A 12,742-nucleotide genomic window follows, 5' to 3' on the forward strand; every position below is an offset into this window, starting at 1 on the left:
CCGCACCGCGAACTCGGAATCCCCCGCCGGGTGACGTAAACTAGAACTCGTTCTAACCTTGCTTCCAAAGGAGCGCATCCATGGGAAATCCCGTCATCGTCGAGGCCGTCCGGACCCCGATCGGAAAGGCTCGCGGCGCGCTGTCGGGCCTGCACCCCGCGCACCTGCTGGGGGCCTCGCAGAAGGAGGTCATCCGGCGCGCCGGGATCGACGCCGCGCTCGTCGAGCAGGTCGTCGGAGGGTGCGTCACCCAGGCCGGCGCCCAGGGGAACAACGTCACCCGCGGCGCCTGGCTCGCGTCGGGACTGCCGTGGCAGACGGCGTGCACGACCATCGATTGCCAGTGCTCGTCCGCGCAGCAGGCCAATCACTTCATCGCCAACCTCATCCACGCGGGGGGATGGACGTCGGGATCGCGTGCGGCGTCGAGTCGATGAGCTGGATCGCGCTGCGCGCCGCCGTCGGCGACGGCTCCAACGGGATGCCGCGCCCGGACGACTGGGACGTCGACCTGCCCGACCAGTTCACCGCCGCCGACCGGATCGCGAAGCGCCGCGGGCTGAGCCGCGCCGACCTCGAGGAGCTGGGTGTCCGGTCCCAGGCCAACGCGAAGCGCGCGTGGGAGGAGGGCCGCTTCGATCGCGAGACCTTCGCCGTCGACGCCCCCGAGCGCCTCAAGGACGGCACCTACACCGGCGAGACGGTGACCGTCACCCGCGATCAGGGGCTGCGCGACACCACCGCGGAGGCGCTGGCGTCCCTCAAACCCGTGATGGAGGGTGGGCTGCACACCGCCGGCACCTCCAGCCAGATGTCGGACGGCTCGGCGGCCGTCCTGCTCATGGACGAGGACGTGGCCAAGGCGCACGGGCTGAAGCCGCGGGCACGGATCCTGCACCAGGCACTCGTGGGCGGCGAGCCCGAGTACCACCTCGACGGCCCGGTCCAGGCCACCCAGCGGGTACTCGACCGCTCCGGCATGTCGATCTCGGACTTCGATCTCTTCGAATGCAACGAGGCGTTCGCCTCCGTGCTCCTAAGCTGGGCGCAGGTGCACGGGCCCGACATGGACAAGGTCAACGTCAACGGAGGGGCCATCGCGATCGGCCACCCCGTCGGCAGTACCGGGTCGCGGCTCATCACCACCGCCCTGCACGAGCTCGAGCGCACGGACGGCGAACGCGCCCTCATCACGATGTGCGCGGGAGGCGCCCAGGCCTCGGCGAGCATCATCGAGAGGATCTGACATGAGCAACGCCATCGAGACGGCCGCGAACCGCCGGCGGGAGGTCTTCGCCGCCGTGTCGTCGGCCGACGGCCCCGAGGACGCGGTCCGCGCCATCGCGAGCCTGCTATCGGTGTCCCCCGACGAGGCGGGCGAGGTCCTGCGGGCCCCACTCGAGGCGTTCGCCGGCTCCCCCTCCGGAGGGCCGGCCGGCGGGGCCGGACAGGGCTTCACCCTCCGTCCCTTCACGGAGTCCGAGGAGCACACGTCCCTCTATCACGCACGCTCGTCCGATGAGACGTCCGCGACCGGCGGGACCTGGGACCGGGAGAAGACCGAGCAGGAGTTGCGGAACGGTCTGGACCGTATCGAGGCCGAGTCGGCGATGTGGTTCGTGGCGGTCGACACCGACCGTGACGCGCCCATCGGGCTCGTCTTCGGCGAGCAGATCGACAACGGTGACGTCGATGTGGCCATCTGGATCCGCCCCGAGGAGCGCAAGAAGGGCTTCGGGCTCCGGTCGCTCAAGGAGAGCCGCCGCGAACTCGCCGCGTTCTTCCCCGGCAAGCACCTGATCGTCCGTGCACCGATGGCCGGTAACCGGTGAGCGGAGCCGGTCCCACGCCCGAGACCGGCGTCGACGACCCGCGGCGTGGCGCGCCGTGGGTCGTCGGTCTCATCAAGGTGATGTCGCGGGTCAACACGTGGCTGTATCAGCGCACCGGCGGTCGGGTCGGTGGGAACTGGCGCGTGGGATCGGCGCTGCGGGCGCCGGTTCCGGTGTGTTTGTTGACGACGACGGGGCGAAAGTCGGGTCAGCCAAGAACTGTGCCGTTGCTCCATCTGCCCGAGGGCGATCGCGTTCTGTTGGTCGCCTCACAGGGCGGGCTCCCGTCGCACCCCCAGTGGTACCGCAACATCCTGGCGGAGCCTGCGGTCACCGTTCAGGTGGGCCGCCGGGTCAGATCCATGACGGCTCGGGAGGCCTCACCCACCGAACGGGCGGAATTGTGGCCACGCCTGGTCGAGCGCTACGCGGACTTTGCTGAGTATCAGGCAAACACCAGCAGGGTCATCCCGGTAGTGATATGCGAACCCGCCTAACACCGCAGTCAGAGGCGTTTAGCTGCCTGGTCAACTTTGCCCACGTCAGGCGCAGTGCCTCTCGTAAACTATGACTTGGGACACTTGCAATAATTTAGATTGACAAAAGTTCACGTTCAGGGGATTCTCATGTGTCAGGTGACACAGTTGTTCAGTGAATTCGAGAGGATCCCCGTTAATGAAGAACACCACCAGGGCCGCCGCGCTTGCCGCGACGACGGCCCTTGCCATGTCCAGCGCTGTCGGCGTTGCCAACGCGAATATCATTACCGACATCATTGGCGGCATCACCGGCTCGGATATGCCCGAGGTCCCCGACTCGTCGACACTCACCATCCCCGGCTCCGCTGATCTCATTCCCGAGAGCATCATCCCCGACGGCTCCACTGAGGGCATCGGTCAGGGCTCTACGCAGGCCGGCGGTTCCGCCAACATCGGCGGTTCTGCCGGAACCATCGCCAATGGGATCTCCGATTCTCTCGGTGACACCAGCGGTTCCCTCCCCGCCGTCGCTGCGGGCAGTGGCGATCTGCTCGAAAATGGCGGCTCCCTGGGCGGCACGCCCGGCGTCGTCGAGGGCTCGATCGAGACCATCACGGGCTCGGTCGACGGGGCCGACGGCTCCCTCAACTCCGCCCTCCGCGGCATCGGTGGCCTCCTCACCTCCGGCGGCTCCCTGTCCGACACCCCGGGGGTTGTCGAGGGGTCGATCTCAGAGGTCACCGGCTCGCTCACCGGCGCCAGTGGCTCGCTCGACGACTTCACCGATTCCCTCACCGGTTCGATCGAGGGCGGCGGCTCGCTCACTTCGGTCCTCCGGGGCATCGGCGACCTGCTCAATACCGGCGGCTCCCTCTCGGGCGTCCTCGAGGCCACCGCAGGCTCTATTGAAACCGGCGGTTCGGCTGGCGACATCACCAGCAATCTCGGCGGCTCGCTCGACACCATCGGCGTCGGCATCTCGGACTCGCTCGGAGACGGCGGCTCGGCCGGCGACATCACGTCCGCCCTCGGTGGCTCCATCGAAGGCGGTGGCTCCCTCGAGGCCATCACGAACGAGACCGCGGGCTCCATCGACGACGTCGCGGGTTCGGTCACCGATCCGACGGATGGCCTGCTCGGTTCGGTCACGGGCGGACTGCTCACCCAGGGGATCGCCGGCTCGCTCGGCGGCATCACCAACTCGGTTGCCGGCCCGGAGACCGGTCTGCTCGGCTCGATCACCGGCGAGGGTGGCTCGACCGGCCAGAGCTCCGACACGATCACCGGGTCGGTCAGTGACAGCACGGGCACCATCAACGGCTCCGTGGAGGAGCTCACCGGGGTCAACGGCTCGCTGACCGCGTTCACCGGTTCGCTGGAGAGCGGCTCGGACAACGGCACGGCGTCGCTGGCGAACGGCTCCCAGAACTCGGTTATGTCCACCAACATCGGCTCGACCGCCGGTCTGATGACCTCGCTCGATACCGCGGACAGCGTCGAGTCGAGCGTGGGCGGCGGCCTGCTGCCGATCCTGTCGGTGGGCGGCGCGCTCGCCCTCGGTGGCGCCGCGGTCGGCGCTGCCGCAGGCACCAACGTGCAGCTTCCGCCGCTGCCCGCAGTCCCGGGCTTCCCGCTGTGCGACCTGCCGCAGGCGCAGATCGACCAGCTCGCGGCACTGGGCTCGGTTGACGCCCAGAACTGCCCGCGCCCCTGATCTGATCAGGTCGCGCACAAGCGACGAGTAAACCCCGCACCTTCCCGGAAGAAGGTGCGGGGTTTACTTATGTCCGGGTCCGGCGCCTCAGCGCGCGCCGTAGACCGGCACCGGCGTCGGCGACTCGGAGACCAGACGCGGCACCACGGAGCCGAGCTCAGCCGGATCCCACTTGGCGCCCTTGTCCTCGGACGCGGCGCGCTGCCAGCCGTCGCAGACGGTGACCTTGCCGCCCTCGACCTCGAAGACGCGACCGGAGACGTCGCCGGACTCCTCGGAGCCGAGCCACACGACGAGCGGCGAGATGTTGGCCGGGTCCATCACGTCGAACGAGCCGTCCTCGGGCGCGGCCATCTGCGCGGCCATGGCCTCGCCGGCGGAGGTCGTCATGCGGGTGCGAGCCGAGGGCGCGATGGCGTTGGCGGTCACGCCGTAACCCTTCATCTCGGCGGCGGTCTGGATGGTCAGCAGGGCGATGCCTGCCTTGGCGGTGGCGTAGTTGCCCTGGCCGACCGAGCCGAACAGTCCGGCGCCCGAGGAGGTGTTGATGACGCGAGCGGCGCGCGGGCGGCCGGCCTTGGACTCGGCGCGCCAGTACTCGGCGGCATGACGCAGCGGTGCGTAGTGGCCCTTGAGGTGCACGGTGGTGACCTTGTCCCACTCCTCCTCGGACATGCCGACGAGCATCTTGTCGCGCAGGAAGCCCGCGTTGTTGACCAGCACGTCGAGGCCGCCGAAGGTGTCGATGGCCTGCTGGACGAGCTCGCGCGCGCCGTCCCACGAGGAGATGTCGTTGCCGTTGACCACGGCGTCGCCGCCGGCGGCCTTAATCTCGGCGACGACCTGCTCGGCGGGGTGCTCCCCCACGTCCTGGCCGTCGATGCCGGCGCCGAGGTCGTTGACGACGACCTTGGCACCCTCGGCGGCAAAGGCCAGGGCGTGCTCACGGCCGATGCCGCGGCCGGCGCCGGTGACGATGACGACGCGTCCGTCGCAGATTCCCATTGATTACTCCTTGATCGTGGTGACAGTGCAGGTGCGCAAGACCAGTGCAGGTACGCAGAGTCGGTTGAGGTGTGTGATGCCCGGTCGGGCTCAGTGCTTGTTCTCGGCGGTGGACGCCGAGAGGAACGCGGGCTTCTCGCCGCCGCCGTGGACGAGCAATTCGGCACCGGTGATGTACGCGGCGAGCGGCGAGGCGAGGAACGCGGCGGCGCGGCCCACGTCGGCGGGCTCGGCCATGCGGCCCATGGGGATGGTGGCGTCGACGGCGGCCACCCCGTCGGCGTCGCCGTAGTGCAGCTCGGCCTGTTCGGTCTTGACCGGCCCCACCACGACGGAGTTCACGCGCACGGCCGGGGCCCATTCGACGGCGAGCGACTGCGTGAGCGAGTCGATACCCGCCTTGGCCGCCCCGTAGGACGCGGTACCCGGGGAGGGCCGGTGGCCGGAGACGGACGAGATGTTGATGATCGCGCCGCCGGTCGGTTGCATGACCCGGTTCGCCTCCTGCGACACCGTCAGCGCGGACAGCAGGTTGAGGGCGACGATCTTGGCGTGGAAGTTGGCGCTGGCCTCCGCCGCGAGCGCGAACGGTGCGCCCCCGGCGTTGTTGACCACCACGTCGAGCCGCCCGTGCCGGGCGACGATGTCGTCGATCATCGCGCGCACCGCGTCCGCGTCGCGGAGGTCGACGGAGTGGAACTCCAGGTCGGCCACATCGGACCCCTCGTCAGCCGGCCGTCGCGCACAGGTCACGACCACCGCCCCAGCCTCCCTGAAGACCGCGCTGATGCCGGCACCCACGCCGCGTACGCCCCCCGTGACGAGGACGACCTTCCCCGCCAGACCCAGATCGATGTTCGTCATGCGTGCTAGCCTACCAAGCAAGCGTTTGGTCAGTCACTGAGCCGGCGAGTTCGGCGGTGGCGTGGAAGGAGCTCCATGGGCATCAACGTCGACAAGGGCGCAGACGGGATAGCCACCGTCACGGTCGACTACCCCCCGGTCAACGCCATCCCGTCCGCGGGATGGTTCGAACTCGGCGAGCAGATCCTCGCCGCGGGTCGCGACCCCGACGTCCACGTGGTGATCCTCCGCGCGGAGGGCCGCGGGTTCAACGCGGGCGTGGACATCAAGGAAATGCAGGACTTCGAGGGGTTCGACCACCTCCTCGCGGCCAACCGCGGTTGCTACGTGGCCTTCAACGCCGTCTACGAGTGCGCGGTCCCCGTCATCGCCGCGGTGAACGGCTTCTGCGTCGGCGGCGGGATCGGTCTGGTCGGCAACGCGGACTGCATCGTCGCCTCGGACGATGCGGTGTTCGGCCTGCCCGAGGTGGACCGCGGCGCCCTCGGCGCCGCCACGCACCTGGCACGAATGGTCCCTCCGCACATGATGCGCACCCTCTACTTCACCTCGCGCAACGTGACCGCGCAGCAGTTGCACAACTGGGGCACGGTCTACGACGTCGTGCCGCGCGACCAGCTCGACGCCGCCGCGCGCGACCTGGCAGAGGCCATCGCGGCCAAGGACACGCGGGTCATCCGGGCGGCCAAGGAAGCCATCAACCACATCGACCCGGTCGACGTGAAGTCCTCGTATCGCATGGAGCAGGGTTTCACGTTCGAACTCAACCTCGCCGGCGTGGCCGACGAGCACCGCGACGAGTTCGTCAAGACGGGCCAGAACTTGGACAAACGAGACAAGCGATCCGAGAGGACGGGCGAGAACAAGTGAGCAGCACCCCCACCCCGCGCGACAAGCGCACGAGCCTGGACGAGGCCGTCTCGCGCCTCTCCAGCGGCATGACGATCGGCATCGGCGGCTGGGGTTCCCGACGCAAGCCGATGGCCCTGGTTCGCGCGATCCTCCGCCGCGAGGACCTCACCGACCTCACCGTCATCACCTACGGCGGCCCGGACCTCGGCCTGCTGTGCTCGGCCGGGAAGGTCTCCAAGGCCTACTACGGCTTCGTCACCCTGGACTCGGCCCCGTTCTACGACCCGTGGTTCGCCACGCGCCGCACCGAGGGGTCGATCATCTCCCGCGAGATGGACGAGGGCATGGTTCGCGCGGGCCTCACCGCCGCCGCGCAGCGCCTGCCGTTCCTCCCGACCCGCGCCGGCCTCGGCTCGGACGTCTTCCGGTTCTGGGGCGACGAGCTCAAGACCGTCGACTCGCCGTACCAGGTCGACGGCAAGACCGAGACCCTCGTGGCGATGCCCGCCCTGCGCATGGACGCCGCGCTGATCCACCTGGACAAGGCGGACAAGCACGGCAACGCCGCGTTCACCGGCGCCGACGGGTACTTCGACGACCTCTACGCCATGGCCGCCGACACCGTCCTGCTCGAGACCGACGAGATCGTCGACTCCGCGGACGCCCTGATGAACGAGGTCGGCCCGCAGCGCATGCTGCTCAGCCGCATGTTCGTCGACACCGTCTCCGAGGCCCCGAACGGCGCCCACTTCACGTTCGCGGGTGGCTACGGCCGCGACGAGGCGTTCCAGAAGCACTACGCCGCATCCGCGAAGGACGAGACGTCCTGGAAGGCGTTCGTCGACGAGTTCCTGTCCGGGTCCGAGGAGGACTACCAGAAGGCCGTCGCCGCGTTCGCGGAGAAGACCGCTGCCGAGAAGGCCGCCCAGAAGGGAGCCAAGTGATGTCCGACGTCACCACCGAGTCCGCCACCACTCAGTCCATCAGCAGGGCCGAGTACTGCGCTGTCGCCTGCGCGGAGATCTTCGCCGGCGCCGGGGAGATCTTCGCTTCGCCGATGACCCCGATGGCCACCATCGGCGCGCGTCTGGCCCGGCTCACGACCGAGCCGGACCTGCTCATCACCGACGGCGAGTACCGATTCCTCGGCCAGACCCCGCCGCTGGGCAAGACCATCGACTTCGAGGGGTACATCCCGTTCCCCCGCGTGTTCGACGTCCTGCAGGCCGGCACCCGCCACGTGGTGATGGGCGCCAACCAGATCGACCGCTTCGGCAACCAGAACCTCTCCGCGTTCGGTGACGACGTGCAGAAGCCCACCCGCCAGATGTTCGGCCTGCGTGGGGCGCCCGGCAACTCGATCAACCACGCCACCAGCTACTGGGTGGGCAAGCACTCCTCCCGGGTCTTCACGGCGAAGGTCGACGTCGTCTGCGGCGTCGGTTACGACCGCTACACCGAGGGTGACCCCGCCTTCCGGTACCACCACATCCACCGGGTGGTCTCCAACCTGGGCGTGTTCGACTTCGGCGGCGCCGACCGCAGCATGCGTGCGGTCAGCCTGCACCCCGGCGTCACCGCTGATGAGGTCGCGGAGAACACGGGCTTCGAGATCGAGGACCTGGCCGACGCCGCGGTCACCCGCGCCCCCTCGGACGAGGAGCTGCGCATCATCCGCGAGGTGCTGGACCCGCGCGGGTTCCGCGACCGCGAGGTGCCGGCCGCATGAACGCGCCGACGCTGTCCACGGCCTTCACCGAGCTCGTCGGTGTCGAGTACCCGATCGTCCAGACGGGCATGGGCTGGGTCTCCGGACCCGAGCTGACCGCGGCCACGGCCAACGCCGGCGGACTGGGGATCATCGCCTCGGCCACCATGACCTACGCCGAGCTCGAGGACGCCATCGTGCGGACCAAGAAGCTCACTTCCAAGCCCTTCGGCGTCAACCTCCGGGCCGACGCCGAGGACGCCGCCGAGCGGTGTGAGTTGATGATCCGCCACGGGGTGAAGGTCGCATCGTTCGCCCTCGCGCCCAAGCCGGAGCTGATCGCCCGGCTGAAGGAGAACGGTCTCGTCGTCGTCCCCTCCATCGGCGCGGCCAAGCACGCCGTCAAGGTCGCCTCCTGGGGTGCCGACGCGGTGATCGTCCAGGGCGGTGAGGGCGGTGGACATACCGGCCAGGTCGCCACCACCCTGCTCCTCCCCAGCGTCATCGACGCCCTCGGCGGCGCGGGCAACACCTCGATCCCCGTGGTCGCCGGCGGCGGTTTCTTCGACGGCCGCGGACTGGTCGCGGCACTGTCCTACGGCGCCGCCGGCGTCGCGATGGGCACCCGCTTCCTGCTCACCAGCGATTCGCAGGTGCCCGACGCCGTGAAGAAGCAGTACCTCGAGCGTGGGCTCCAGGACACCGTTGTCTCCACCCGTGTCGACGGCATGCCGCACCGCGTCCTGCGCACCGGCCTGGTCAACGCCCTCGAATCGGGCAGCCCCCTCAAGGGCATGGCCGCCGCCGTCCAGAACGCCAATAAGTTCAAGTCCATGACCGGGATGAAGTGGCAGCAGCTCGCCAAGGACGGCCTCAACATGAGGAAGGCGTCCGACCGGACCTGGCAGCAGATCGTCATGGCCGCCAACACGCCGATGCTGCTCAAGGCCGGGCTGGTCGAGGGCAACACCGAGGCCGGCGTCCTGGCCTCCGGACAGGTGGTGGGCATGATCGACGACCTGCCGAGCTGTGACGAACTGATTCAACGGATCATGACCCAGGCCCACGAACGGCTGGACGCGCTCCGCGAACTCCGCTGAAGCCCGTCACCACGGACGCCCTCACCCTGTACTCACAACAGGTGGGGGCGTTCGTCTTCGATAATCCCCACGTGTGGCGAACTCTTGGCTTATCCTTAGACGGTTCACATAACAGGCGGGCGCGGCCCGTCCCATCCCCTCCGGAGGAACCCCTCATGTCCCGTACTGCTCTCCGCACCGCCGCCGCCCTCGGCGCGGCCACCGCACTGACCGTCGCCGGCGCCGGCGTCGCCATGGCCACCACGACCGACACCGCCACCGACGGCAACACCGTCTCGGTGACCTTTACGCTGGACGGGGGCTTCATCGACGGAGACGCCTGCGGTGCGCTTCTCGCGCCGACCTCGACGGCCGCCACCCTCGCGGGTCAGCTCGCGACCGCCACCGACACGAATCTCCTGGCCACTCTGCAGAACATCAGTGAGGCCCCCGGAGTGGAACTCCTCAAGGCCAACGGCTCCCCGGCCGTTCTGCTGGGGACCTTCGGCGACATCGGCGTGGACTCGGCCACCGTGTCCGCCACCGTCGACTCCAACGTCTACGCGCTGGTCACCTACTGCTCGTCCGATGACGCGCCCGGGGTCAACCCGTTCCTCCTCGTCGGCGATCCGGTCGAGGCCGTTATGGGCAGTGTCGCCACCGGCAGCGAGGGTGACCTGCTCGGCACTGCGTCCGCGATGCTCGGGGAGGCCGACGGCGAGGCCGGTGGCGGCCTCGGCCTCGACACCCTCTCGTCCGCGCTCGGCGGCGAGGCGGAGGGCGAGCTCGACCTGGCCGTCCTGTCCTCCGCGCTGGGCGAGACCGACGCCGCCAACTGACCCCTCACCGCGCCCGGGCCTAGCGGCGCCATGAGACGGGCCCCGCACCGGCTGGTGCGGGGCCCGTCTGGTCGTCGGGGTTCGTCGCCGTCAGGCGTCCAGGCGCTCGATGATCGTGACGTTGGCGGTGCCGCCGCCCTCACACATGGTCTGCAGGCCGTATCGGCCGCCGGTGCGCTCGAGCTCGTTCAGCAGGGTCGCGAACAGCTTGGCTCCCGTGGCGCCGAGCGGGTGGCCCAGCGCGATGCCGCCACCGTTGGGGTTGACGCGCGCCGGGTCCGCGCCGGTCTCCTTGATCCACGCCAGGACGACGGGGGCGAAGGCCTCGTTGATCTCCACCACGTCGATGTCGTCGATCGTCAGGCCGGTCTTGGCCAGCGCGTGCTTGGTCGCCGGGATGGGCGCGGAGAGCATCATCACCGGGTCGTCACCGCGGACGGTGAGGTGGTGGATGCGGGCGCGCGGCGTCAGTCCGTACTTCTCGACGGCCTCGGCGGAGGCGAGCAGTCCTGCGGAGGCGCCGTCACAGATCTGCGAGGCGACGGCGGCGGTGAGTGAGCCGCCCTCGGCCAGCACGGGCAGCGAGGCCATCTTCTCGAGGGTGGTCTCGCGTGTGGTCTCATCGGCCTCGAGGCCGGCCATCGGCACGTACTCGCCCGCGAACCGCCCTTCGGCGATCGCGGCGCGGGCGCGGGCATGGGACTGCAGTGCCCACTCCTCCATCTCCCGGCGGGAGATGTCCCACTTGTCGGCCATCATCTGGGCGCCGTTGAACTGCGAGATCTCCTGGGAGCCGAAGCGCTCGACCCAGCCGGTGGAACCGGTGAACGGGTCGTCGAATCCGTACTCGCGCCCGGCGAGCATGGCCGACGAGATGGGCAGGGCGCTCATGTTCTGCACCCCGCCGAACAGGATCACGTCCTGGGTGCCGGACCAGATGGCCTGTGCGCCGAAGTGGATGGCCTGCTGACTGGAGCCGCACTGTCGGTCGACGGTCGTGCCCGGGACGCCCAGGGGCATCCCGGCGGCGAGCCACGCGGAGCGGGCGATGTTGCCGGCCTGGGGGCCGATGGTGTCGACGCAGCCGAAGATGACGTCGTCGACGACCTCCGGGTCGATACCGGTGCGTTCGACGACCGCCTTGATGACGTGCGCGCCCAGGTCGGCCGGATGCTGTCCGGACAGGCTGCCGCCGCGCTTGCCGACGGGCGTGCGGACGGCGTCGATAACGTAGGCCTCGCGGCCGGTCACGCTGGTCATGTGTCTCCTCGGGAAGGGGTGGGAACGTCAGCCGACGGCCAGGCCGTCGAGCACGATGTTGAGGTATTGGTCCGCGATGGCCGCGTGATCGTTCTCGTCGTCGGGCCGGTACCACCGCACGGCGACCCACACCGTGTCGCGCAGGAAGCGGTAGGTGAGCCGCACGTCGAGGTCACCGCGGAAATCGCCGGACTCCATCCCCCGGGTGAGCACGTCGGTCCACATCTCGCGGAACTCGGTGTTGCGCTCACGGAGGTAGTCGAATCGCGGGTTGCCGCGCAGGTGCTTGAGTTCGTCCTGGTAGATGGCGACCTCGTCGCGGTCGCGGTGGATGGCCTCGAACGAGGCGCGGACCAGCTGTTCCAGGGTCTCCCGCGGGCCGAGGCCGGCCTCCACGATCCGACGGTACTCGCCGAAGAGTGCGTCGAGGAACCCGCGGAGGATCTCGTCGACGATCGCCTCTTTGGACGAGAAGTGGTGGTAGAGGCTCCCCGAGAGGATGCCCGCGGCGTCGGCGATGTCGCGGACGGTGGTCGCACGCAGGCCGCGTTCGGCGAAGAGCCCTGCCGCGATCGACAGGAGCTCCTCACGTCTGGTCGTGCTGGTCATACCCCGAGGGTACCAACCAAGCACTTGCTAGGTAGACGTTCGGTCCTCCCCCGCGTCACCGGGCCCCCGGAAAGGTCCCCGGGGGCCCGGCCACTGTCGCGCGGTCGGGTCAGGAACCGAAGCCCAGGAAGACGTACTCCAGGGTCGCGATGAGCGCCCCGGGGATGTTGAGGACCCCGTGGACGATGTCGCCGAGGGAGCCGGCCGGCAGGGAGGGGGCGAGGCCGTCGACCGATCCGTCGATCGTCTCGTGGAGGTCGTGCAGTGAGCCACTGAGCATGGTGTTCTCCGTTCGGTCGGATCAGCCGGGGCCGTGGGAGCCGAAGCCCCAGAACAGGTTGGACGAGCCGTAGAGCAGGGCTGCGGGCAGCTTGAGCACGCCACCGATAACGTTGCCGGCCGATCCGGCCGGAACGATGCCGTCCACGGATCCCCACAGGTCGTCAGCGAGCCCTCCGAGCACGCCGCTGAGGTCAATCATTCTTCATCTCCGATGGTCGA

At 69.3% G+C, this 12,742-nt stretch carries 14 protein-coding genes and 1 pseudogene; 9 read left to right on the forward strand and 6 right to left on the reverse strand.

The window, feature by feature from the left end:
• Positions 1-80 precede the first annotated feature (80 nt).
• The 4 genes and pseudogenes from CK206_RS07550 to CK206_RS07565 all read left to right on the forward strand — a co-directional run bounded on the left by CK206_RS07550 (position 81) and on the right by CK206_RS07565 (position 4,025).
• A pseudogene (locus tag CK206_RS07550) lies at positions 81-1,246 on the forward strand (steroid 3-ketoacyl-CoA thiolase).
• Between the two features lies 1 nt (position 1,247).
• Positions 1,248-1,832, forward strand: coding sequence for a GNAT family N-acetyltransferase (locus CK206_RS07555; protein WP_096906030.1), 585 nt, complete (start codon positions 1,248-1,250; stop codon positions 1,830-1,832).
• A gap of 71 nt (positions 1,833-1,903) precedes the next feature.
• On the forward strand, positions 1,904-2,329 hold the full coding sequence (locus CK206_RS07560) for a nitroreductase family deazaflavin-dependent oxidoreductase (protein WP_096907348.1): 426 nt from the start codon (positions 1,904-1,906) through the stop codon (positions 2,327-2,329).
• A 178-nt stretch (positions 2,330-2,507) separates the two neighbouring features.
• Positions 2,508-4,025 carry a hypothetical protein gene (locus tag CK206_RS07565; protein WP_096906031.1) on the forward strand — a complete coding sequence of 506 codons (1,518 nt, stop codon included), beginning with the start codon at positions 2,508-2,510 and terminating at the stop codon, positions 4,023-4,025.
• Between the two features lie 87 nt (positions 4,026-4,112).
• On the opposite strand, the gene CK206_RS07570 is transcribed toward CK206_RS07565, so the two are convergent.
• Complete coding sequence (locus CK206_RS07570) at positions 4,113-5,030, reverse strand: SDR family oxidoreductase (protein WP_007626122.1); 918 nt, start codon at positions 5,028-5,030, stop codon at positions 4,113-4,115.
• Between the two features lie 90 nt (positions 5,031-5,120).
• Positions 5,121-5,894: an SDR family oxidoreductase gene (locus tag CK206_RS07575; RefSeq protein ID WP_007626124.1), complete on the reverse strand. Its 774-nt coding sequence runs from the start codon at positions 5,892-5,894 to the stop codon at positions 5,121-5,123.
• A gap of 75 nt (positions 5,895-5,969) precedes the next feature.
• Between CK206_RS07575 and CK206_RS07580 the strand changes: the two genes are divergently transcribed.
• The 5 genes from CK206_RS07580 to CK206_RS07600 all read left to right on the forward strand — a co-directional run bounded on the left by CK206_RS07580 (position 5,970) and on the right by CK206_RS07600 (position 10,372).
• Positions 5,970-6,764, forward strand: coding sequence for an enoyl-CoA hydratase family protein (locus tag CK206_RS07580; RefSeq protein WP_096906032.1), 795 nt, complete (start codon positions 5,970-5,972; stop codon positions 6,762-6,764).
• Entirely contained in the window at positions 6,761-7,690 is a 930-nt protein-coding gene (locus tag CK206_RS07585; protein ID WP_096906033.1) for a CoA transferase subunit A, read from the forward strand. The genes CK206_RS07580 and CK206_RS07585 overlap by 4 nt, the downstream gene beginning before the upstream one ends.
• On the forward strand, positions 7,690-8,475 hold the full coding sequence (locus CK206_RS07590; RefSeq protein WP_096906034.1) for a CoA-transferase subunit beta: 786 nt from the start codon (positions 7,690-7,692) through the stop codon (positions 8,473-8,475). Before CK206_RS07585 ends, CK206_RS07590 begins: the two co-directional genes overlap by 1 nt.
• Positions 8,472-9,554, forward strand: a complete 1,083-nt coding sequence (locus CK206_RS07595; RefSeq protein ID WP_096906035.1) for a nitronate monooxygenase family protein — start codon at positions 8,472-8,474, stop codon at positions 9,552-9,554. The genes CK206_RS07590 and CK206_RS07595 overlap by 4 nt, the downstream gene beginning before the upstream one ends.
• 155 nt (positions 9,555-9,709) lie before the next feature.
• Complete coding sequence (locus CK206_RS07600; protein ID WP_096906036.1) at positions 9,710-10,372, forward strand: hypothetical protein; 663 nt, start codon at positions 9,710-9,712, stop codon at positions 10,370-10,372.
• Positions 10,373-10,462: 90 nt separating this feature from the next.
• On the opposite strand, the gene CK206_RS07605 is transcribed toward CK206_RS07600, so the two are convergent.
• The 4 genes from CK206_RS07605 to CK206_RS07615 form a co-directional block, all read right to left on the reverse strand.
• A complete protein-coding gene (locus CK206_RS07605; RefSeq protein ID WP_096906037.1) occupies positions 10,463-11,632 on the reverse strand; it encodes an acetyl-CoA C-acetyltransferase in 1,170 nt (389 codons plus the stop codon).
• A 27-nt stretch (positions 11,633-11,659) separates the two neighbouring features.
• Complete coding sequence (locus tag CK206_RS07610) at positions 11,660-12,241, reverse strand: TetR/AcrR family transcriptional regulator (RefSeq protein WP_096906038.1); 582 nt, start codon at positions 12,239-12,241, stop codon at positions 11,660-11,662.
• Positions 12,242-12,350: 109 nt separating this feature from the next.
• Positions 12,351-12,521, reverse strand: coding sequence for a hypothetical protein (locus CK206_RS19850; protein ID WP_159981104.1), 171 nt, complete (start codon positions 12,519-12,521; stop codon positions 12,351-12,353).
• 21 nt (positions 12,522-12,542) lie between these two features.
• Positions 12,543-12,722 carry a hypothetical protein gene (locus CK206_RS07615; protein ID WP_096906039.1) on the reverse strand — a complete coding sequence of 60 codons (180 nt, stop codon included), beginning with the start codon at positions 12,720-12,722 and terminating at the stop codon, positions 12,543-12,545.
• Positions 12,723-12,742: the final 20 nt, after the last annotated feature.

Origin of the sequence: Dietzia sp. WMMA184 (genome assembly GCF_002441635.1) — a bacterium.
GTDB classification, from domain to species: domain Bacteria; phylum Actinomycetota; class Actinomycetes; order Mycobacteriales; family Mycobacteriaceae; genus Dietzia; species Dietzia kunjamensis.